20 protein-coding genes are annotated in these 20,358 nt (G+C 57.5%); 16 read left to right on the forward strand and 4 right to left on the reverse strand.

Annotated features, from left to right (window positions below):
* Positions 1 to 106: 106 nt before the first annotated feature.
* Complete coding sequence (locus K0B93_RS01035; RefSeq protein WP_219865416.1) at positions 107 to 1,123, reverse strand: Fe(3+) ABC transporter substrate-binding protein; 1,017 nt, start codon at positions 1,121 to 1,123, stop codon at positions 107 to 109.
* A gap of 187 nt (positions 1,124 to 1,310) precedes the next feature.
* Here K0B93_RS01035 and K0B93_RS01040 point away from each other — a divergent pair, with 187 nt between their 5' ends.
* On the forward strand, positions 1,311 to 1,589 hold the full coding sequence (locus K0B93_RS01040; protein WP_219865417.1) for a PilZ domain-containing protein: 279 nt from the start codon (positions 1,311 to 1,313) through the stop codon (positions 1,587 to 1,589).
* Positions 1,590 to 2,342: 753 nt separating this feature from the next.
* Positions 2,343 to 3,650 carry an HD-GYP domain-containing protein gene (locus K0B93_RS01045; protein ID WP_219865418.1) on the forward strand — a complete coding sequence of 436 codons (1,308 nt, stop codon included), beginning with the start codon at positions 2,343 to 2,345 and terminating at the stop codon, positions 3,648 to 3,650.
* Here the strand turns inward: K0B93_RS01045 and K0B93_RS01050 are convergent.
* Positions 3,640 to 4,758: an organic solvent ABC transporter permease gene (locus tag K0B93_RS01050; RefSeq protein WP_219865419.1), complete on the reverse strand. Its 1,119-nt coding sequence runs from the start codon at positions 4,756 to 4,758 to the stop codon at positions 3,640 to 3,642. The genes K0B93_RS01045 and K0B93_RS01050 overlap by 11 nt on opposite strands.
* A 261-nt stretch (positions 4,759 to 5,019) precedes the next feature.
* On the opposite strand from K0B93_RS01050, the gene K0B93_RS01055 reads away from it, so the two are divergent.
* From K0B93_RS01055 to queF, 3 genes are read left to right on the forward strand one after another with little or no spacing between them, the layout of a single operon-like run.
* A complete protein-coding gene (locus tag K0B93_RS01055) occupies positions 5,020 to 5,970 on the forward strand; it encodes an ABC transporter ATP-binding protein (RefSeq protein ID WP_219865420.1) in 951 nt (316 codons plus the stop codon).
* Entirely contained in the window at positions 5,967 to 6,740 is a 774-nt protein-coding gene (locus K0B93_RS01060; RefSeq protein ID WP_219865421.1) for an ABC transporter permease, read from the forward strand. Before K0B93_RS01055 ends, K0B93_RS01060 begins: the two co-directional genes overlap by 4 nt.
* 14 nt (positions 6,741 to 6,754) lie before the next feature.
* On the forward strand, positions 6,755 to 7,573 hold the full coding sequence (queF, locus tag K0B93_RS01065; RefSeq protein ID WP_219865422.1) for an NADPH-dependent 7-cyano-7-deazaguanine reductase QueF: 819 nt from the start codon (positions 6,755 to 6,757) through the stop codon (positions 7,571 to 7,573).
* 27 nt (positions 7,574 to 7,600) lie between these two features.
* Here queF and K0B93_RS01070 read toward each other — a convergent pair whose 3' ends face one another.
* Together K0B93_RS01070 and K0B93_RS01075 are read right to left on the reverse strand one after the other, a co-directional pair.
* Positions 7,601 to 9,040 carry an adenylate/guanylate cyclase domain-containing protein gene (locus K0B93_RS01070; RefSeq protein ID WP_219865423.1) on the reverse strand — a complete coding sequence of 480 codons (1,440 nt, stop codon included), beginning with the start codon at positions 9,038 to 9,040 and terminating at the stop codon, positions 7,601 to 7,603.
* Between the two features lies 1 nt (position 9,041).
* Positions 9,042 to 9,353 (reverse strand): Mpo1-like protein, encoded by a 312-nt coding sequence (locus K0B93_RS01075; RefSeq protein WP_219865424.1) that lies wholly within the window; start codon positions 9,351 to 9,353, stop codon positions 9,042 to 9,044.
* A 146-nt stretch (positions 9,354 to 9,499) separates the two neighbouring features.
* On the opposite strand from K0B93_RS01075, the gene K0B93_RS01080 reads away from it, so the two are divergent.
* The 11 genes from K0B93_RS01080 (at position 9,500) to flgK (ending at position 20,333) form a co-directional block, all read left to right on the forward strand.
* A complete protein-coding gene (locus K0B93_RS01080; protein WP_219865425.1) occupies positions 9,500 to 10,054 on the forward strand; it encodes a nitroreductase family protein in 555 nt (184 codons plus the stop codon).
* A gap of 242 nt (positions 10,055 to 10,296) precedes the next feature.
* Complete coding sequence (gene flgB, locus K0B93_RS01085; protein ID WP_219865426.1) at positions 10,297 to 10,695, forward strand: flagellar basal body rod protein FlgB; 399 nt, start codon at positions 10,297 to 10,299, stop codon at positions 10,693 to 10,695.
* Between the two features lie 34 nt (positions 10,696 to 10,729).
* On the forward strand, positions 10,730 to 11,179 hold the full coding sequence (flgC, locus tag K0B93_RS01090; protein ID WP_219865427.1) for a flagellar basal body rod protein FlgC: 450 nt from the start codon (positions 10,730 to 10,732) through the stop codon (positions 11,177 to 11,179).
* Between the two features lie 18 nt (positions 11,180 to 11,197).
* Positions 11,198 to 11,875, forward strand: a complete 678-nt coding sequence (locus K0B93_RS01095) for a flagellar hook assembly protein FlgD (RefSeq protein WP_219865428.1) — start codon at positions 11,198 to 11,200, stop codon at positions 11,873 to 11,875.
* Positions 11,876 to 11,902: 27 nt separating this feature from the next.
* On the forward strand, positions 11,903 to 13,786 hold the full coding sequence (locus K0B93_RS01100; protein ID WP_219865429.1) for a flagellar hook protein FlgE: 1,884 nt from the start codon (positions 11,903 to 11,905) through the stop codon (positions 13,784 to 13,786).
* Positions 13,787 to 13,861: 75 nt separating this feature from the next.
* A complete protein-coding gene (locus K0B93_RS01105; protein WP_219865430.1) occupies positions 13,862 to 14,614 on the forward strand; it encodes a flagellar basal body rod protein FlgF in 753 nt (250 codons plus the stop codon).
* Between the two features lie 82 nt (positions 14,615 to 14,696).
* A complete protein-coding gene (gene flgG / locus K0B93_RS01110) occupies positions 14,697 to 15,485 on the forward strand; it encodes a flagellar basal-body rod protein FlgG (RefSeq protein ID WP_219865431.1) in 789 nt (262 codons plus the stop codon).
* Positions 15,486 to 15,488: 3 nt separating this feature from the next.
* The gene (flgH, locus tag K0B93_RS01115) at positions 15,489 to 16,190 is read left to right on the forward strand and encodes a flagellar basal body L-ring protein FlgH (RefSeq protein ID WP_219865432.1); all 702 of its coding nucleotides are present in this window, start codon (positions 15,489 to 15,491) and stop codon (positions 16,188 to 16,190) included.
* Positions 16,187 to 17,284 carry a flagellar basal body P-ring protein FlgI gene (locus K0B93_RS01120; protein ID WP_219865433.1) on the forward strand — a complete coding sequence of 366 codons (1,098 nt, stop codon included), beginning with the start codon at positions 16,187 to 16,189 and terminating at the stop codon, positions 17,282 to 17,284. Before flgH ends, K0B93_RS01120 begins: the two co-directional genes overlap by 4 nt.
* Before the next feature lie 8 nt (positions 17,285 to 17,292).
* Positions 17,293 to 18,279 (forward strand): flagellar assembly peptidoglycan hydrolase FlgJ, encoded by a 987-nt coding sequence (gene flgJ, locus K0B93_RS01125; protein ID WP_219865434.1) that lies wholly within the window; start codon positions 17,293 to 17,295, stop codon positions 18,277 to 18,279.
* A gap of 5 nt (positions 18,280 to 18,284) precedes the next feature.
* Positions 18,285 to 20,333 carry a flagellar hook-associated protein FlgK gene (flgK, locus tag K0B93_RS01130; protein ID WP_219865435.1) on the forward strand — a complete coding sequence of 683 codons (2,049 nt, stop codon included), beginning with the start codon at positions 18,285 to 18,287 and terminating at the stop codon, positions 20,331 to 20,333.
* The last annotated feature ends 25 nt before the right edge of the window (positions 20,334 to 20,358 follow it).

The raw sequence follows: 20,358 nt of genomic DNA on the forward strand, positions 1-20,358 counted from the left end.
GATTGTAGACAGCTCATCGCCCGCCTGCAATTGCCCCGGTCATCTTCAACAGACGTTGGCGAGCGAAAGTCGGGCCGAAGGTGGGTGTCACCTCGGCCCTCGGGCATTACTCGCCGTCGTAATCGACGCGGTCAACCAGCTTGACTGCCGCATTCCGGTGATTTGCGATTTCCTGCAGGGACAGTTTGTCCGGATTGATCGCACCCCATTCGGCAACCAGACCGGAAGGATCAACGTCGGGGTTTGCCGGATATTCGGTGTTCGCCTCGGCATAGATGCGCTGCGCCTCGGCCGAGGACAGGAATTCCATCAGTTTGATGGCGTTGTCACGGTTCGGGGCGCTCTTGGTCAGGGAAATGCCGCTGATGTTGATGTGCGTCCCACGACCATCAGCATTGGGGAATACCAGGCGAACCTGCTCTGCAATCGCGCGCTGGTTTTCGTCCTGGAGCATGTTGCCGTAGTAGTAGCTGTTACCAATGGATACGTCGCAAACACCTTCGGCAATGGCCTTGATCTGGTCACGGTCGCCACCTTGGGGCTTGCGGGCCAGGTTGTCCTTGACGCCTTCGAGCCAAGCTTCAGTCTCTGCTTCCCCGTGATGGGCAATCATGGAGGAAATCAGGGCGATGTTGTACGGGTGTTTGCCGCTGCGGGTACAGATGCGGTCGTCCCATTTGTCGTCTGCCAGCTCTTCATAGGTGGTGATTTCACCTTCCTCGACCCGGTCCTTTGACGTAAAGATCAGTCGGCCCCGGGTGGTCAGTGCAAACCATTTGCCTTCGGGATGGCGGAGATTTTCAGGAACGTTCTTGTTTAGCACCTCGCTGTCGACGGTCTGAACCAGGTCGCGCTCCACCAGTTCGTTGATGCGCGAGATGTCGACGGTCATAACGATGTCTGCCGGGCTGTTACGACCCTCCCGTTCCAGTCGCTCAGCCAGGCCTTTCTTGGCGAAAACGACGTTGGTATCGATTCCGGTCTCCTGTTTAAAGGCATTCAGCAAGGGCTTGAGCAAATAGGCCTGCCGGTAGGAGTAAATGTTGACCTCTCCGTCTGCGGATGCACTCATCGGAAGCAGAGCCAGGGCAATCGTTGCGGTTGCGGCCAGTTTCAGTCGCATATCGTTATCCTTTTCACCAAGTTTCGAAGTCAGATCCCGTGATGCTAGTCACAGGCATTTAAAAACGCCAACCATTCTCATTTGTATTAAGCGGCGAGTCAATATCACCTTTGGCATATTTGGGTGAAAATGGTGGTATCCTTCGGAAGACTATAAAAACTATGTAAAAAGTAGTGGAAACCGCGTGATGGCAGGGAACGATCGAAGAGAACACATTCGCACCGCGATGAGCGCAAAGGTAAAGGTCATGCACCCGGAATTGGGAGAGTTTGTCTTCTCGACCCGGGACATATCCGATGGAGGCGTGTTCATTGTAGTGGACGCGACTCCCTTCGAACCCGAGCTTGGTGACACCGTGACGGTGCAGGTTCAGGGGTTGCCGGTGCCTGCCCCCGTTCTTGATATGATCGTCGTTCGCAGGACCCGCGATGGATTCGGACTTCAATTTGAGCATAACCAACACTGATATGAAGCGCTTCTTCCTTCTTCTGTTTTTGCCCTTGATTCTGCACGGCTGTGCATCCTACTACTCACATTACGCAATGTTTCCGGCCGAAAATTCAGCGGGGGAACCTCGCCAGATACGAGTTTCCTGGCAAACAGCCGATTACCCGGATTGGTGGTTGGTCAGTGATAAGGCGACTCCGGTACGCGTGGAAACGCAATGCAGCGATCGCGTTTGGCGCTTGCGGGACGACTCCGACCCGGAGGCAACTGGTTGTGGTAGAGGTATCAGAGCCTGCGGTGAGCAGGGCAGGGACGTACGCGCTCCAGAGGGAGCTCCAGTGGCGGGTGAGCACCCTTGCATGACAGTGGATCCGTCAAATCCAGGGGCACGTATCGTGACGGTTGGAGAAAAGCTGCAGCTTCTTGTTTCCTGCAGGCCTGTGTCGCCCACGCAGGGGGAGGGTGACAATTCACGTAATGTGGATTACTTGCGTGCCTCTACGGTGCCTTACACGGTGTATGCCCGGAAGGCGCCCCGGGGCTCGCTTCGGGCAAAAATGCCGGAATTTGACGATTCCGTATGTGACGTGCAGTGACACGTTTTGACGTTTTAGTGTGATCGTTTTCACGTTGCTACACTTTGTTTCCTCCTGAATATTAGCGTTACCATTTGTTGCCCTCAGGTTACTTTGCGCTACCAAACTGTTATGGACTCTTTTCGCGACTCCGGCAGAATGGTATTCATCGATAAGTTTATTTGTAGAGGTGGCTTGTGGGCGTCCAGCAGCGAAAAATTGCAGTGCACGATCTGGAGGTGGGCATGTTTGTGTCCGATCTGGATCGGCCGTGGCACCAGACCCCCTTTCCCATCCAGGGATTCCACATCCGCTCTCAAGATGATGTTCGTGCGCTGACGTCCCACTGCAAGTGGGTGATGATTGATGTTGCCGAAGTTCGAATTTCCGGTGACCTCACCGAAAGCATGAAGCCGACCTTCAATCGTAGCTCCACCAGACGTGGCAACGGTCGGGAAGTTCTGCAACTGCCTCCGATCAACATCCGAGAGCCGGTTTCCTACGAGACGGAAACCACCCTGAAAAAAGAAATTAAGGTTTCGCGTCATCTGCTGGACGATGCAGAGATGGCGCTTCATCGCCTGTTTGAGACTGTGCGTCACGAAAGCGTTGTGGATCTCAAGCCCATTGCCGAGATCACGAGCCGGATGGTCAGCAGTGTTATTCGCCAACCTGACGCCCTGCTGTGGCTGAGCCGGACCCGCCAGCATGACGATTACATTTACCGCCATGCCCTGAATACTTCCGTGTGGGCGCTGGTCTGCGGTCGTCACCTTGGATTGAACGAAGGCCTGCTGAATCATCTCGGGTTGGGTTGTCTGCTTTCCCAGGTCGGTAAATGTGCAATACCGAGAGAATTGCTGAACCGTGAAGGGCAGTTGAGTTCCGAAGAATACAGTCAGTACCGTGAATACGTCTCCAAGGGCGTTGAAATGCTCTCCGACAGCGGGCTCTCCCGAGCGGTCCTGAGTGTGGTGCAAGGGCATCGCGAACGACACAATGGTTCTGGTTTTCCGGAGGGCATCCGGGGTGACCGGATTCCTCTGCTAGCCAAGGTTGCAGGTATTGCGGAGTTCTTCGAGTCGCTGATTGGTCCGAGGGACGCGTCGTCTCCGATGACGCCTGATAAGGCCGTAGCGCTTCTCTATGACATGAGAAACATCGAGTTTCAGGAAGATCTGGTCGAATCCTTTATCCAGGCCATCGGGATATACCCCACTGGAAGCCTGGTTGAGTTGACTGATGGCCAGCGGGGCATTGTCATGTCCCATTCACCCGAGCGTCGTCTATGGCCCCGTGTCATGGTAATGACCGACGCTGATCATCAGCCCCTGAAGTCGGCGAAGGTGATCGATCTTGCGCGGTTCAACGAGTCCCGGGAGGCGGACGAAGCCATTAATGTCCGGGAGTGTCTGCCCCACGGCACGGCAGGTTTGGACCCCACTGGTTACGATGTGACCGGCGGCGAATCCCGCTGGAACCTTTCGCGACTGATCAGCGGATAATCACCCTTAATTGCTTGCGCACCCACCGGTAAGTGTCGCTCGGGCGAAAGCTCATGACCAACTCGGCTTCGCCTCCGGTTTCGCCCGCAACAAAATACTCGACTTCGGCCTCCTGCCAACTGGTGGCGTTGATCATTACATCGGCCGGACGCGTGCTGATGGCATCAATATCGGCAAGTTCCGGCGCAGCTCCGATCTTCTTAATGCTCACCGTTTTTATCCCGGTATCACTGGCGGGGTGACTGGCTACGTCTTCGTCAAGGTAGAACCGGTTTGAAACTGCCGTTGTGATGGCTTTCAGCTCCCGGGTCAGATAGGTCTGGGCATCGTTTGCGTCTATGTCCTCAAGAGAGCGAACCGCTCCTAGAATGCGATCTCTCTTGGCCTGGAGGTCTTCCCGGTACTCGGTGTCCGGGTCTCTGTCGGCTTCATTGTCGGGGCGTGCCGGTGCCGCGGCAATTTCTGCAGGCGTGGGGGGCTCCTGGCACAGCTCGTCATCCTTCGGGTAGAAGCAGATAGCGGCAAGTAGCTGATTGGCGGGAGACGGCGTCGTGCCGCGTGCGGTGAATTCTGCCTCGCTCACGGTAAAGTCAATGGGCGCCGTGAGTCCGGGGAGGGCTGCATTCAGCTGTTCGATGACACGATCCCGAATTTCTATGCCTTCGCCTTCCCGAACGTTTTCGGTCCAGTTAAGAGCAATCAGGAAGCGTGTAATGTTGTTCAGGGAAATGTCGTCGATCAGTTGCTGCTCCGTGATGGTATGGGTGCTCAGCCCCTCATCATCGAAGGCGGGATTGGCCAGTTCCGCCCGAAGATCCGGGAAGAATTCCAGGGGCGTTACGTATTTCCTTGCCGGGACACCTTCGACTATCGGCAGATCACCCACACGCAGGCTCAGGGTTTCACCGGGGTAGTAGCGGAATTCACCTTGAGCGTTGGTGGTCCCGCTCTGGCTGGCAGTCTGGTAAGTCATGCCGCTAAAACCGTTGTAATTGAGTCGGCCCACGCTGGTGTCATTGCCGCCGGTGCTGCTGTCATGGAGGCAGCCGGCGGCGGCAAGAGAGGCTATCAGGGTGAGTGACAGTCGGATCGGGTGAACGGATCTCATGGTTTGTCGTACATTCCCTTCGCTTCAGCCGCTCCTTGTTCGAGGATCGGCGGTATGTTTGTAAGTTGTTGTAACCGCATTATAGGGGCGAGAGCCCGCCGTTATCGGGATACCTGTCGCAGTTTCCGGTTTTGTTTCGGGCTTCCGATTCTCCCTTTGAACCTTGAAAAACCGTCAGTTGCCACAATCAATAGCAATCTAAATTTCAGCCCCGGCGAGCCCCCCGGTTAGCCCGGGCTTGCCAAGAATTCAGGATCGTTTATGACCCATGCTCTGGAAATCGAAGGTCTGGTCAAAACCTATGGTGACGGCTTCGAGGCGCTCAAGGGGATAGACCTTCACGTTGCAGAAGGCGATTTTTTCGCGTTGCTGGGCCCCAACGGCGCTGGCAAATCAACGACGTTGGGCATCGTTTGCTCGCTGGTCAACAAGACGGCAGGAAAGGTGAGGGTGTTCGGCAATGACATTGATACCCAGCTTTCCGATGCCAAGCTCAACCTTGGTGTGGTGCCCCAGGAATTCAATTTTAACCAGTTTGAAAAGGTCTTCGACATAGTGACCACCCAGGCTGGTTACTATGGCATTCCTCTTAAACAGGCGTCGGTGTCTGCTGAGAAGTACCTCAAGAAGCTGGGCCTCTGGGACAAGCGTGACACACCCGCAAGGATGCTATCCGGAGGCATGAAGCGGCGGCTGATGATTGCCCGTGCGCTTGTCCATGAGCCCAGACTCCTGATTCTGGACGAACCGACGGCGGGGGTGGATATTGAACTCCGGCGCTCGATGTGGACGTTCCTTGAGGAAATGAACCGTCAGGGCACGACCATTATCCTGACCACCCATTATCTGGAAGAAGCAGAAGCGCTCTGCCGGAATATTGCGATTATCGACCATGGCAAGATACTCAAGAACACCAGCAAACGTGACCTGCTCCAGGAATTGAGCGTGGAGACGTTCGTGCTGGACACCGAGCTTGCGCTGCCAGCGGCACCGGAGCTGGATGGATTTGCCACCCGACTTGACGGTGAGGGTGCCCTGGAGGTGGACGTTGAAAAAGGTCAGGGCCTGAATCAGGTGTTCGTACAGCTCGAGCAGCGTGGCATCAAGGTGGTAAGCATGAGAACCAAGGCCAATCGGCTTGAAGAGCTGTTTATTCGCATGGTGGAAGAGAACGCCGTGGAGTCCCGAAAAGGCCTGGAGGGCGTGGCATGAGGACTCAGGCTCTGATAACCGCGTTTAACACCATCGTGGTTCGTGAGATTCGGCGATTCACCCGGATCTGGGCGCAGACACTGCTTCCGCCCGCGGTCACCATGACGCTCTATTTCATAATTTTCGGGAATCTGATCGGCTCCCGGATTGGCCAGATGGGTGGCTTTGACTACATGGCATTTATTGTCCCGGGCCTGATCATGATGGCCGTTATCACCAACTCCTACGCCAACGTGGTGTCGTCGTTTTTCTCGATGAAGTTCCAGCGCAGTATCGAGGAATTGCTGGTGTCGCCCGTTCCCAACTGGGTCATCCTCGCGGGATACGTTTGTGGCGGCATGGCGCGAGGTTTGGGAATCGGGCTGATCGTCACATTATTGTCCCTGGCCTTTACGAATCTGTCGATTCACAGTCTGCCCATGATGGTTGTGACTGTGTTCCTGACATCCGCACTGTTCGCCCTGGGCGGGTTCATCAATGCCATGCTGGCAACCAAGTTTGACGACATCTCCATCGTCCCGACGTTCGTGCTGACGCCACTCACTTATCTGGGCGGGGTATTCTACAGCATCGATCTCTTGCCGGATTTCTGGCAAGCGGTGTCCATGGCGAACCCTATCCTGTACATGGTGAACGGTTTCCGGTTTGGCATTCTGGGCGTTTCAGACGTTAATCCGTTCGTGTCTCTTGGTATGATTCTGGTTTTCATTTCCGTGCTCGCACTCATTGCCTTGAAAATGCTGTCACGCGGAAAGGGCATACGGCACTGACTTCAGGACTCCTTATGGCGTTACATGATGCACCGCTGGGCAAAGCCAGCGAGTACCCCGACCACTACGATCCGGCCCTGCTTTTTCCGGTCGCCCGGGATGAAAACCGCCGCAGGCTGGGTTTGAGTGACGGCCGGTGGCCCTGGTTCGGTGAAGACCTGTGGCAGGCCTGGGAGGTTTCCTGGTTGCGCCACAGTGGGGTGCCAGCGGTGGCGTGGGCCGAGATACGATTTCCAGCAGCATCGCCGTCGATTGTGGAGTCCAAGTCTCTCAAGCTGTACCTGAATTCGTTCAATCAGGCCGTTTTCTCGTCAATGGAGCAGGTCGCCGAAACCATGGCCGAGGACTTGTCCAGTGCCTGTGGCGCCGCGGTTCAGGTGGAAATGAAAAGCGTCGATGCATCCGCAGAAGCGGTCGGGCGTCCAGTCGGCCATGAACTGATTGATGACGAGCCGGTTACTGATCCTACCTACGAGTATTCGCCCGAGGTGCTTGCTGCCGGGGTGGAGGTAGTTACAGAGAGTCTGTGTTCGCATTTGCTGAAGAGTAATTGTCCGGTCACTGGCCAACCTGACTGGGCCACGCTCCTGATGACCTATACGGGACCACGGATTGATCGCGGGGCGCTGCTGAAATACGTGGTGGGATTCCGCCAGAAACAGGATTTTCACGAACATTGCGTGGAGACCGTATTTACCGACCTGATGGCGAGGTGTCAGCCTGAAAAGTTAACGGTCTGCGCACGCTACACGCGACGTGGCGGGCTCGACATCAACCCGTGGCGCAGTACTGAACCGGACTGCACGCCCACTCCCAGGCTGGTTCGTCAGTAGGCAGCCCTGGGCAGAATCGCCTCCGCTTCAGGAGGCGTCCTCTTCCTGCCGGAGGCGATCCGCTGCGTCTTCAAGAGCGGCGAGGATGGACTCACGTTCTTTCTCGGTGATCTTGTCAGAGTCGAGGTACATGGCAAAACCGCTGTGTTCGTGTTCGAGAAAACTGCGGTTGGGGCCCATGTCCCGACGGAAATCAACCACTTCGTAGATGGGCACCGGCTTGCCGAAACCCTTGACGGTGATTTCGCCCTTGTCCCGGCACATGATCTTGTCCTTGATCAGCGAGAAAGTCTCGTAGGACACGAGAATCTCTCCGGCCTCGGCCAGAGACTCCAGTCGGCTGGCAAGGTTCACTTCCTTGCCGATGATTGTATAGTCCATGCGGTTCTCGGCCCCGAAGTTGCCCACGGTTGTGTAGCCGGTGCTGATGCCCATTCGGATTTCCAGCGGGGTTTTAATACCCTGGCTGCGCCATTTCTGGCGCATGATCTTCATGTGTTTGCGCATCTCGATCGCCATCGAGACACAGGCAAACGCGTCCTCGCGCTGGCCCCGGCTGGTGGGGTCGCCGAAGAACACCATGATCGAATCGCCCACAAATTTGTCGATGGTGCCGCCGTATTTCAGCGCGACTTCCGACATCTCGTTGAAGTAGTGATTAAGCAGCTCGGTCAGCGCCTCAGGTTCCATTTCCTCCGACAGCTCGGTGAAGCCCTTGATGTCGGAGAAGAACACCGCCAGTTTCTTGCGTTGGGTTTCAAGGCGCACATCCCGTTCGCCGGTAAAGATCGATTGCCAGACCTGCGGTGACAGATACTTGGAGAGCTTGTGGGAGAGTGCGATGGACTGTTCCCGCTGGTTCTGGATCTGCGTTTTCGCGAGCATGAGGGCTTGAGCCTGCTGATGGGAGTAGTAGGCGGTAACGCAGATGTAGAGACCGGTCGAGGAGACAGACAGGATGCTGGTCAGCAAGGGCGCGCGGAGCGTTTCCGCGGGACCTACGACAGCGACAGACGCGGCGACGGTAGCAGCCATGAAAACGGTTCCCAACAGCCATTGTCGGATACCTCCAACGATCAGGCAGCTGAACATCAGCATCAGCACCACAGAGACCGATGGAATAGCGACCAGACCGATGCAACCGATAAACCCTCCGCCAACCATGCAGTCAAAGATCAGCATCTTTTGACGGATACGGGGCGAATTACGGAGGAAGGTGCGCCGGGTTAGTGCGTGGGCAATGTGGGGCCAGGTGAGTGCGCCGGCCACAAGCCAAAGCAGCCACTGATGGAAGGTACCCTGGAGGACGCCGGCCACAATTATGGCCGCGGTTGTGGTGTACGCCAGTATACGGCCGCTGTAATCCGGCATTGGTGGAATGGCAATGGGGCTGTTGGGGTGATCAACGGACAATGCCTTGCCAGCGCTAGTGCTGGCATTACGCAGATCTGCCGGTGCACTCATCATATTAGAAACGGATCCGGCCAATGAGCATATCTCGGAACATGACCCAGTCGCCCATCAGGCTGTAGACCGGGTATTTAAAGGTTGCCGGCCGGTTCTTTTCGAATTGGAAATGGCCCACCCAGGCGAATCCGTACCCGATGACGGGGAGCAGCAGTAGCCAGGCCAGTTTGCCGGAGGTAATGGCCCAGGCTGCGACAATCAGCACCAGCAGGCTGCCCGCGAAGTGCAGCCGACGGCAGGTGGCATCGCTGTGCTCTTCGAGATAGTAAGGGTAGAATTCTGAAAAGTTGCTAAAAGTTCGTTGGTCACTCATGGTGCTGCTACCAAGTCGTTTATAATTGTTAGGTAGACCGGACTACGACTAAAGGTTAACAGTATTACGTATAACCCACAATTAACTGAATCGACGTAAACGTCCATAGATCCTCCCGTCGACCATCCATCTGATAGCGAGAAGATATGACTGCAGTCAGTGAGTTTCTGCTCAACCGGGCATCAGAACCCAGGCTTGAGTCGCCGGCCCCGGACTCCGATACTCTGGCCCGCGCCTTTGCCTGTGCCGCTCGCGCCCCGGATCATGCCCTGCTGCGCCCCTGGCGCTACCTTATCATACAAGGGGAGGGCCTGAACGCATTGGGTGACCTGTTCGCTTCGACCTGCGCCAACAACAGCGACGAGCAGGAGATCGACAAGTTGCGTCGGGCACCGCTCCGGGCGCCGATGGTCATTGTCGGCATTGCGTCTCCGAAGGTGCACCCCAAGGTTCCGGAAGTCGAACAGATCATGTCGGCGGCAGCCGGGATGAGCTTTCTGGAGCTGGCTCTGCAGGACGCCGGATTCGGTGTGATGTGGCGCACTGGCAGTGTTGCCTATCATACGGCGGTACATGACGGCCTTGGACTAACAGAAGAAGAGTCGATCGTTGGCTTTCTCTATGTCGGAACGGTGTCGTCGGAAAAGCCGCGGGTGCCCCGTCCGGAAATGCACGACTATGTCCAGAACTGGCCTTCCTGAATGCCACGGTTCCCCTTCCCGCGGGCCTTACTACCGGCTCGGGGGAGGGGAAACCGCTTGCCGCTTTTTACCTGTTCCACGGATTCCGCCCCCTTTTTAACACCTTTCGCAATACTCCCGAAGCCCCCACAGAGCGCGATTCAGAGAGATTCAAGAACTTTGGCATTGGCCTTGCTTTAATCCCGTTAGAGAGCAAATCCGGCAAAGAGCGCCGGCATGCGGGTGCAGTTTTGGGAGGCAATATGTCGATTTCGTTTGATAAAGCGCTTGGGATCCACCAGTACGCACTGGAGGCCCGGGTCAAGCGGGCGGAAGTACTGGCGAACAACATGGCAAACGCTGATACCCCGGGATTCAAGGCTCGTGATGTCGACTTCCGGGCGGTGATGCAGCGGGCCCAGCAGGCCGCCTCCGGATTCGAGATGGCGAAAACCGACGCTGGCCACATGGATACATCAAGCGGTGCGTCCGACAGTGAATTGCTGTATCGAACACCACATCAGCCGTCTGTGGACGGAAATACAGTGGACGCACAGCAGGAGCAGACCCGGTTCATGCGCAATGCCATGGATTACCAGGCGAGCTTCCAGTTTCTGAGCAGTAAATTTTCCGGCCTGACCAAGGCCCTCAAGGGCGAATAAGCCGCAGCGACGCGAGTAGCAAAGGAGAGTTTCCATGTCATTGGGCAGCATTTTTGACATCGCCGGTTCCGGCATGACCGCGCAATCCCTGCGGCTGAATACCACGGCATCCAATATCGCCAACGCAGAAACGGCCAGTTCCAGTACTGAGACGACCTATCGGGCCAGAAAGCCGGTGTTTGCCGCCATTCAGCAGTCCCTGCTCAATCCGGTCAGTCAGGGCCTTGCCTTTACCAGCGAGCAGGGTGCCGGGGCAGGGGTTCGCGTTGAGGGCATTGTCGAGAGCCAGGCTGACCTCCAGATGCGGTATCAGCCGGAGCACCCGGCAGCGAATGAAGATGGCTACGTGTTCTATCCGAACGTGAACGTGGTGGAAGAGATGGCCGACATGATGTCCTCTTCCCGCAGTTACCAGATGAACGTGGACATCATGAATACCGCTAAATCCATGATGCAGCGAATCCTGACCCTTGGTCAGCAGTAATCCGGAGAGGAGCACGCAATGAGCGCAATTAATGCAACCGACGCTTCGGATGTTCTGAGCCAGTACCAGCTGAAACAGCAGCGTGGCGCTGAAGGCAACAGCGAATTGGGTCGGAACGAGTTCATGGAACTGATGCTGGCCCAGTTGAAGAATCAAAATCCGCTGGAACCTCAGGATAACGGCGAATTTATATCCCAGCTCGCCCAGTTCAGCTCACTCGAAGAGATGCAGAAATTGTCGGGCACCGTCGACGACGTCGTTGGTCAATTTCGCTCGACCCAGGCCCTTCAGGCATCTGCCATGGTCGGAAAGACCGTTCTGGCGCCGTCCAGCGTCGGCATTCTGGGAGCAGATGGTGAAATCAGGGGCACAATTGCTGTTCCGGCTTCCACGGGCGGGCTCCGGCTGTCGGTGCAGAATCAGGCCGGCGAACTGGTCCGTCAGATTGATCTGGGCAGCAGCCCGGCCGGCGTGAAGTCCTTCAGCTGGGATGGTCAGGATGGCAACGGCAATCCATTGCCGCCGGGCCCGTACCGCATTGTCGCGGAGGCTTCGTACCCGGAGGGCACGCAACAGCTGGGCACTATGGTCAGCGCTAATGTGGACAGTGTTTCACTGGGCCAGAACGGTTCGATTACATTGAATCTGGCCGGCATGGGCTCCATCGCCCTGTCGGATGTAAAACAAATCAACTGATACCGGTGTCAGACCAAGAGGTGATTTATGGCATTTAATACAGGGCTTAGTGGTCTTCGGGCGGCATCGGTGGATCTGGATGTCACCGGCAACAACATCGCGAACGCCAGTACGGTTGGCTTCAAGAGCAGCAGTGTTCAATTTGGTGATCTCTACGCCAGCGGCTTTCTGAGTGCAGGCACCAACCCGATTGGCGACGGTGTTCGGGTTCAAGACGTCAAGCAGTCGTTCGGGCAGGGCAATATCAGCTTCACCGACAACGGGCTGGACATGGCCATCAGTGGCGATGGTTTCTTCATCCTCAACAATGGCGGTGAGATCCGCTACTCCCGGGCGGGCCAGTTTGGTATCGACAAGAACGGTTACGTGACCAATAACCAGAACATGCGTGTTCAGGGTTACACCGCAGATGGTGATGGCAACCTGTCGGGCATCCGGAGCGACCTTCAGATTGAGACGGACAACCTGGCGCCCAGACGAACCACCAACCTGACGACGGACCTGAACCTGGATTCCCGAGAGCCGGTGCTGGAAAACCGGGTGCGGGATATCGGACCACTGAGCGTTGCGGGCATCCAGGGCGAGAGTTTCTCGGTTCAGTACACCGATGGCTCGCCAGACTATGCCGTGACAATCGACCCGGCTGCATCGGCGCGTGAGGCTGCCCAAACGCTCAATGGCGTACCGGGTTTCAATGCTTCGGCAACAACCACCGCGCAGCTTAACGGCCTGACCGACGCCTTTATCACGGGTGGCACCTTCTCGTTCAATCTGAACATCAACGGCAGCCCGCTGACCCTCGACACCAGCAGCATTTCTTCCCTGCAGGATCTGGCCGACGCGATCAACAACTCCAGTGAAACCGCGATCTCTGCCTCGGTCGTGGACGATGGCTCCGGCACCGATGTGCTGCGTGTCATTCACAACCAGGGAGAGACGCTCGACTACACCTACAGCGATGGCACCACGACAGTCGGACCGACCCAGGTACTCGGCGACGTGAACGTGACCGCGGACCGAATGGTTGCCAGCGTTGATGATCCGGCAGATGGCAGCTTCGAGACGGCGTTCAATGGCTCGCCGATCCGGATAACCAACGAGTTCAATCCGCTGGATCAGCGCACATACAACCATGCAACGTCCGCGACGATCTACGACAGCCTCGGTAACTCTCACGAGATTACCCAGTTTTTCGTTAAGGAGCCGGCACCGGGCAGCGGCGTGGGTATCAGTGAGTGGTCTGTTTATCTGCAGATTGACGGTGAAATGATTGCCGGTACCGATACCACACCTTACACCGCGCGCTTTGATCAGGATGGCAATCTGCAATCCGTGAATGGCGACCCGGCCGGTGAGATCGTGGTGAGCGACTGGATCCCGAAAGACCAGAACGGCCAGCCCAATGGTGCCGATGGTCCTCCGGGGCCGGGCACCCAGGTGGTCACCCCCATTCCGGAGCCACCGACTTCGTCCGCGTTTGTGGTTAATCTGGGAGGTACCACCCAGTACGGCGCCGCCTTCGGTGTGAACGACCAGCAGCAGAACGGTTATACCACCGGCCGGTTATCGGGACTGGATGTCTCCGATCAGGGGGTTCTCTTTGCCCGCTATACCAATGGCCAATCCAAGGCTCTGGGCCAGGTTGCCCTCGCAGCCTTCAATAACACGAATGGATTGTCGCCGGTTGGGGAAACCACCTGGGTAGAAACCTTTGAATCGGGCCAGCCGATTATCGGTGCTCCGGACACGGGTACTCTCGGTTCCATCACCGCAAGCTCGGTGGAAGAATCGAACGTGGATCTTTCGGCGGAACTGGTCAGTCTGATCATTGCCCAGCGTAATTACCAGGCCAACGCCAAGACAATTGAAACCTCCGATGCGGTCACCCAGACCATCATCAATCTCCGCTAACCGCTAGCGCAATAAACATGGCACAACTCCTGCAGGAATACTGGAAACAGTCAAAATTCCGGCAGGAGTTTTCCCATGGACAAAGCCCTCTACATCGGTATGTCAGGCGCCAAGCAGAATATGCTGGCCCAGCGTGCCCATGCCAACAACCTGGCTAACGTCAGCACCACCGGCTTCAAGAAAGACTTCGCTCAGGCCCGCAGCGTGGCCGTCTTCGGGGAACATCATCCTACCCGGGCGTACGCCATGACCGAGCGCCCGGGTAGTGACCTGTCGGCCGGTGCGCTCATGGAAACCGGTCGGAAACTCGACGTGGCAATGGAAGGGGACGGCTGGCTGGCTATCCAGAATGATCGCGGCGAAGAGGTGTTTACCCGTACCGGAAGCCTCCAGATTGATGTGAATGGCCTCATGCGCCTGCCCGGCGGCGAACTCGTTCTGGGTAACGGTGGCCCCGTGGCGTTGCCGCCCTTCGACAATGTCCAGATCGGTGCCGATGGCACCGTTTCGGTGGTGCCGGTAGGTGGCGCCCCGGATGAGCTTGTTGAAGTTGACCGACTGAAACTGGTTAATCCGCCCTCCGATTCCCTGGAGAAGGGGCTTGACGGCTTCATGCGTCGAAAGCCGGACCAGGCCATAGACGGCGTGGAACCGCCGGATGGCAACCTCCGGGTCGCAACCGGCTTCCTGGAAAGCTCCAATGTGAACGCCGTTGAGGAAATGATTTCCAACCTGCAGCTGTCAAGGCAGTACGAGATGCAGGTGAAGGTCATGACCACGGCCAATGAAAATTCCGAAGCGGCGGCACGCCTGTTGCAGAACCTCTGATAACAACTGAATACATTGGCCTGACGGGCTGAAAGCGGCAAAAAATGGCCGCCCAATCATCCCCCGGCAAGGAGTAAGAGTCATGCATCCAGCACTTTGGGTCAGCAAAACCGGGTTGAGCGCACAGGACACCAACATGTCCACCATTTCCAACAACCTGGCAAACGTGAACACCACTGGCTTCAAACGGGACCGGGCGGTCTTCCAGGATCTGCTGTACCAGATCAATCGCCAACCCGGCGGCCTGAGCTCCCAGAATTCCGAGTTGCCCTCCGGTCTTCAGTTAGGCACCGGTGTTCGGGTCGTCGGAACGGCAAAACAGTTTTCACAGGGCAACCTTCAGGTCACCGAGCAGCCCCTGGACATGGCGGTGAATGGGCGTGGCTTTCTGCAGGTGCAGTTGCCGGACGGACAGGTCGCCTACACTCGGGACGGCCAGTTCCAGCTCAATGCCAACGGCGATGTCGTGAACCCGGACGGCTACGCGCTGGAGCCTGCCATAACGGTCCCGGAGAACGCCACCAACATTACGATCGGCAAGGACGGTACGGTAACCGCCGTGACCGACGACCAGTCTACTCCCGTCAACCTTGGGCAGATCACGTTGGTGGACTTCATAAACCCGCAAGGGCTCCAGGCGATCGGCAACAACCTGTTCAAGGCGACCAATGCCAGCGGCGATCCCGCCGAGGGTGAGCCGGGACTCGCCGGGCTTGGCACCATCGAGCAGGGCTCCATAGAGGCCTCCAACGTGGAAGTGGTGGAAGAGCTGGTGAATATGATCACGACCCAGCGCGCCTACGAGATGAACTCGAAGGTGGTGTCCACCACGGACCAGATGCTGCAGTTCATTACCAACAATATCGGTTAAGCCATGAAACGCATCATTCCAACCCGCATGTTCAAAGGGGCACCGACACTGACCCTGGTCGGTGCGCTGATTGTGCTGCAGGGGTGTACGGCCATGAGCCGGCCCCGGGCAGTGCCGGACGATCCCGAGTTCGCGCCGGTTCGTGCGCAGGCAATGATGCAGCGGGATCCGGAGTCCGGCGCAATTTTCCAGAGCTCCCGGAACTACAATTTCTATGGCGATACCACGGCGCTGAACGTCGGCGACGTGCTGACGATCACGCTTGAGGAATCGACCCGGGCGAGCAAGAACGCCGAAACCAGCATCAGCAAGGAAAACGAGATTCGCCTACCGGAGCCGACCATCTTCGGTAAGAGCAATATCGGGCTGGACACCGCACTGAATCACGAGCGGGACTTCGAGGGCGCGGCAGAAGCCGACCAGAGCAACAGCCTGGCGGGTAACATCACCGTTACCGTTACCGAGGTTCTGCCGAACGGTGTGCTTCGTATCCGCGGTGAAAAGTGGCTGTCCCTGACCAACGGAGACGAATACATCCGCCTGACCGGGCTGGTGCGGCCGGAAGACATCCAGCCGGACAACACGGTTGCGTCAACGCGGATCGCGGACGCGCGAATCGCCTATGGCGGCACCGGCGATTTCGACCAGGCGAACCAGATGGGCTGGCTGGCCCGCTTCTTCAACAGTGAGTGGTGGCCCTTATGAACCTGAAAAAAGTCCTGGCTGCCACGTTGATGCTGTCCCTCTTTGCCGGGCCGGTACTGGCGGATCGCCTGAAGGATCTGGCCCGCATCAAGGGTGTGCGTAACAACCAGCTGGTGGGTTATGGCCTGGTGGTGGGGCTTGATGGTACCGGTGACAAAGCACCCTTCACCAATCAGACCTTCCGGAACATGATGAACCAGTTTGGCGTTACTCTCCCCGAGGGCGTGAATCCCAATCTGGCAAACGTGGCTGCGGTTACCGTCAGTGCGACTCTGCCGCCCTTCGCCAAGCCCGGGCAGGAGCTGGACATTACCGTCTCGTCCATCGGCAACGCCGATAGCCTGCGCGGTGGCACACTGCTGATGACACCGCTGAAAGGCGCCGACGACAATATCTACGCCATCGCCCAGGGTAGCCTTGTGGTTGGTGGTTTTGGTGCCCAGGGACAGGACGGTTCACGTATCACCGTGAATGTTCCCAGCGTGGGCCGTATTCCAAACGGTGCGACCATCGAGCGAGAGGTGGTCTCACCGTTCTCCAAGGGCGATACCATCACGTTCCATCTGCTGCGTCCGGACTTCACCACGGCCCGTCGGGTGGTGGAGGCCGTCAATGGCCACCTTGGTCCGGACATGGCGTATGCCCATGACGCCACGTCCATTTCGGTCCGTGCCCCGAGGGACCCGTCCCAGCGCGTGAGCTTCCTCTCGATCCTCGAGAACATTAACGTCGATCCGGCACAGGATGCGGCCAAGGTTGTTATCAACAGCCGGACCGGCACCATTGTTGTCGGCCAGAACGTTCAGGTCAGCCCGGCCGCAGTAACCCATGGCAACCTGACGGTCACCATTCAGGAGAATCCGAACGTCGTCCAGCCCAATCCGTTTGCCGAGGGCGAAACGGCGCTTGAGCAGGATAGCCAGATTGCCATTACCGAGGAGCCGGCGCGGATGTTCAAGTTCGGACCGGCGGTCACGCTGAACGACATCGTCCAGGCAGTAAACCAGGTCGGGGCGGCACCGGGTGACGTCATGGCGGTGCTCGAAGCGCTCAAACAGGCCGGCGCCCTGCGCGCCGAGCTGATTGTGATCTAGGTGTCGTGATGCAGGACTATCAGGTTAAACAGGCTCAGGTTTATACCGATTTCAGTGGATTGAATGCCCTGAAATCCCAGGCCCGTACCGACAAGCGGGCCGCACTTGAGGAAGTGGCGCGCCAGTTTGAAAGCCTGTTTCTGTCCGAAATGCTGAAATCCATGCGCAAGGCCGGAGACGTCTTTGCCGAGGGGAATTACCTCAATAGCAGCCAATCCGAATTTTACCGGGACATGTTTGACAGCCAGTTGAGCCTGACCATGGCGAAGGGGCAGGGAACCGGACTTGCCGAAGCACTGGTGCGTCAACTGGGTCAGCAGGTTCCGGGTCTGGATAATCGGGGCGGCAAGCTTGCCGGACACAGGGCGAGTCTCGCCGATTACGATCGCAGTCTGCCGGCTCTGTCCACACGCCTGCCGGAGCAGCTCGAGAAGGTTGAGACGGTTGTCCGGAATGCCAAACCGGAATCGGCGACCGATGCCGGGGCGTTGCCCGAGCGGTTCGATTCTCCGGAGCACTTTGTCCGTGAACTCCTCCCGGTGGCCGAGCGCATCGCCCGTGATTCCGGAATCGATCCGAAGCTGATGGTCGCCCAGGCCGCGCTGGAAACCGGGTGGGGGCGACACATGATCAGGGGCGAGAACAGCAGGCCGAGTTTCAACCTGTTTGGCATCAAGGCCGACAGCCGCTGGCAGGGCGATGCGGTAACGATCACCACCACGGAATATCGTGAGGGGCTGCCGCTGAAAGAGCAGGCGGATTTCAGGGCGTACGCGGATTACGAAGCGAGTTTCCGTGACTACGTGTCTTTCCTTGAGTCCAACCCCCGCTACCGGGACGTGCTCTCGGTCGCGGATCAGCCTGATCTGTTTGCAGACAAGCTTCAGGAAGCCGGTTACGCAACCGACCCCAACTACGGTGAAAAGATCCGACGGATTATGAGCCGTGATTCACTGATGACGCTGTCCATGGGCAGTGAAGGGATGAAGGAGTAACTGATATGGCGGGACTTATCGGCATTGGCCTGACCGGCATCCTGAGCCATCAGTCGGCTCTGAATACTACCGGCAACAACATCACCAACGCGAATACGCCGGGCTATAGCCGCCAGGAAGTACTTTTTGAGACCCTGGAAGGCCAGCGAACCGGAGCAGGCACCATTGGCAGCGGCGTCAGTATCTCTGATATCCGTCGTTTGGCGGATGAATACCTGGTCCAGCAGGTCAGGGAGGACAGTACCCTGTTCAGTGAGCAGGAAACCCTGAACTCTGAGCTGACAAGGCTGGACAACCTGCTCGGTGGCGAGTCCACGGGTCTGAGCAATGCACTGAACAACTTTTTTGCCGCCCTTCAGAACGCCGCGGAAGATCCGACTTCGCTCCCGCAACGCCAGTTGGTGCTCAGCGAGGCCCAGCAAATCGTCAATCGGTTCCAGGCACTGAATCAGGAGTTCATTCAGCAGCGGGAATCGGTCAAAACCCAGATGGAACAGGGGGTCAAGGATGCCAACACCCTGCTCAAAAGCATTGCCGAACTGAACCTTGCCATTTCGGAATCACCCGGCATCGCACAGGGCCAGATGCCCAATGAACTGCTCGATAAGCGCGACGAGAAACTCAGGCAGCTTTCGGAGCTGGTAAACATCAAAGTCACCGAGGGTGAGGGCAGTCAGGTCAATGTTTCGCTGACTAATGGCCTGTCTTTGGTGGTCGGCAGCAACGCCGCCCAGTTCGGGACCGAGGAAAGTGCCGAGGACCCGACAAGGCTGTCATTCACGCTCTCCAACGGTGGTCGCACCCTCAATATTGATGAGCAGATCACCGGCGGCAAACTTGGCGGCCTGCGCCGGTTCGATAATGAAGCGCTGAAACCGGCGTTCGACGAGCTGGGGCGAATTGCCATCGCCCTGTCGGCCACGATGAACCATCAGCATGAAATCGGCATGGATCTGGAGGGCGATCTCGGTGGCCTGTTCTTCACCGACATCAACTCGCTGGAGGCCCAGCGCAGCCGGGTCGTCGCCAATGCCAACAATCAGTCTCCCCAGACCGGACGGTTGGCGGTGGAGATCACTGACAGCGCGGCGCTGGCAGCCGGAACCTACACGCTGCAGTTCAGTGGTGATGGTCGCAGTTTTGAATTGATCGACAAGGCCACCGGGGAGACCGTCAATCAGGGCCGCTTGCCGGACCCGGTGCAATCCGAGATCTCCATGCCTGGCTTTAATATCCGCGTCGAAGGGGGCACGTTCAATCCCGGTGACAAGTACCTGATCCAGCCCACCAGGAACGCGGCAGAAAGCATTGGCCTTGAAGTTGCCCGGGAGGAGGATCTGGCCTTCGCGAGTCCGATCCGGGCCGAGGCCGGCGACCAGAACATAGGCACCGGTGCGATTGATCAGGGCACCATGCTCAACGTGCGGAACCCTTTCACCAGTTCGGTGTTGCCGGCGTTTTCCCAGCAAGGCCAGTTGTCGCCCCCGCTGGAAATCCGGTTTCGGGATGACGGCGGAACCCTGGTTTATGACGTCTACGACGCCTCCAGTGGCGCCATTCTGGAAGCGGGCGATGCGAGCGCCGTTCCTCCGGTGAACACTTTTACCCCCGGTGTGTCGAACAAACTCTTCCCGGAGGACCCGTCCGATCCCGGGTACCGGGGTTTCCAGTTTGAGGTCAACGGTGAACCCGCGCCCGGTGACAGCTTCGTGATCGGGTATAACAGCAATGGTGTATCCGACAACCGAAATGCTGAGTTTCTGGCGGCCCTTGGAACCGCCAACACCCTGAACAACGGCAGCCAGAGTTTTGCCGAAGGTTATGCGGGCCTGGTGGAGGATATTGGCGTTAAAACGCGCCAGAGCCAGCTCGACATGGATGCCGGCAAGACTCTCCTGGAGCAGTCGACCAATCAGCGGGAATCCGTGTCTGGCGTCAATCTGGACGAAGAAGCGGGCAGGCTGATCCAGTACCAGGCCGCCTACAACGCGTCCGCACAGGTGATGTCGGTGGCGCAGGATTTGTTCAATACGCTGTTACAGAGTTTCCGGTAATGGAACGGGTAACGGTCTTTAAGGC

The organism is Marinobacter sp. F4218 (genome assembly GCF_019443085.1).
GTDB lineage: Bacteria > Pseudomonadota > Gammaproteobacteria > Pseudomonadales > Oleiphilaceae > Marinobacter > Marinobacter albus.

Bases quoted from the DNA above. Each gene is read 5' to 3' on its own strand.
- flgJ (WP_219865434.1), top strand. From the start codon at position 17,293: ATGCAGGACTATCAGGTTAAACAGGCTCAGGTTTATACCGATTTCAGT.
- K0B93_RS01120 (WP_219865433.1), top strand. From the start codon at position 16,187: ATGAACCTGAAAAAAGTCCTGGCTGCCACGTTGATGCTGTCCCTCTTT.
- K0B93_RS01050 (WP_219865419.1), bottom strand. From the start codon at position 4,758: ATGAGATCCGTTCACCCGATCCGACTGTCACTCACCCTGATAGCCTCT.
- flgB (WP_219865426.1), top strand. From the start codon at position 10,297: ATGTCGATTTCGTTTGATAAAGCGCTTGGGATCCACCAGTACGCACTG.
- flgG (WP_219865431.1), top strand. From the start codon at position 14,697: ATGCATCCAGCACTTTGGGTCAGCAAAACCGGGTTGAGCGCACAGGAC.
- queF (WP_219865422.1), top strand. From the start codon at position 6,755: ATGGCGTTACATGATGCACCGCTGGGCAAAGCCAGCGAGTACCCCGAC.
- K0B93_RS01080 (WP_219865425.1), top strand. From the start codon at position 9,500: ATGACTGCAGTCAGTGAGTTTCTGCTCAACCGGGCATCAGAACCCAGG.
- K0B93_RS01075 (WP_219865424.1), bottom strand. From the start codon at position 9,353: ATGAGTGACCAACGAACTTTTAGCAACTTTTCAGAATTCTACCCTTAC.
- K0B93_RS01095 (WP_219865428.1), top strand. From the start codon at position 11,198: ATGAGCGCAATTAATGCAACCGACGCTTCGGATGTTCTGAGCCAGTAC.
- flgC (WP_219865427.1), top strand. From the start codon at position 10,730: ATGTCATTGGGCAGCATTTTTGACATCGCCGGTTCCGGCATGACCGCG.
- flgH (WP_219865432.1), top strand. From the start codon at position 15,489: ATGAAACGCATCATTCCAACCCGCATGTTCAAAGGGGCACCGACACTG.
- flgK (WP_219865435.1), top strand. From the start codon at position 18,285: ATGGCGGGACTTATCGGCATTGGCCTGACCGGCATCCTGAGCCATCAG.
- K0B93_RS01055 (WP_219865420.1), top strand. From the start codon at position 5,020: ATGACCCATGCTCTGGAAATCGAAGGTCTGGTCAAAACCTATGGTGAC.
- K0B93_RS01070 (WP_219865423.1), bottom strand. From the start codon at position 9,040: ATGATGAGTGCACCGGCAGATCTGCGTAATGCCAGCACTAGCGCTGGC.
- K0B93_RS01035 (WP_219865416.1), bottom strand. From the start codon at position 1,123: ATGCGACTGAAACTGGCCGCAACCGCAACGATTGCCCTGGCTCTGCTT.
- K0B93_RS01040 (WP_219865417.1), top strand. From the start codon at position 1,311: ATGGCAGGGAACGATCGAAGAGAACACATTCGCACCGCGATGAGCGCA.
- K0B93_RS01105 (WP_219865430.1), top strand. From the start codon at position 13,862: ATGGACAAAGCCCTCTACATCGGTATGTCAGGCGCCAAGCAGAATATG.
- K0B93_RS01100 (WP_219865429.1), top strand. From the start codon at position 11,903: ATGGCATTTAATACAGGGCTTAGTGGTCTTCGGGCGGCATCGGTGGAT.
- K0B93_RS01060 (WP_219865421.1), top strand. From the start codon at position 5,967: ATGAGGACTCAGGCTCTGATAACCGCGTTTAACACCATCGTGGTTCGT.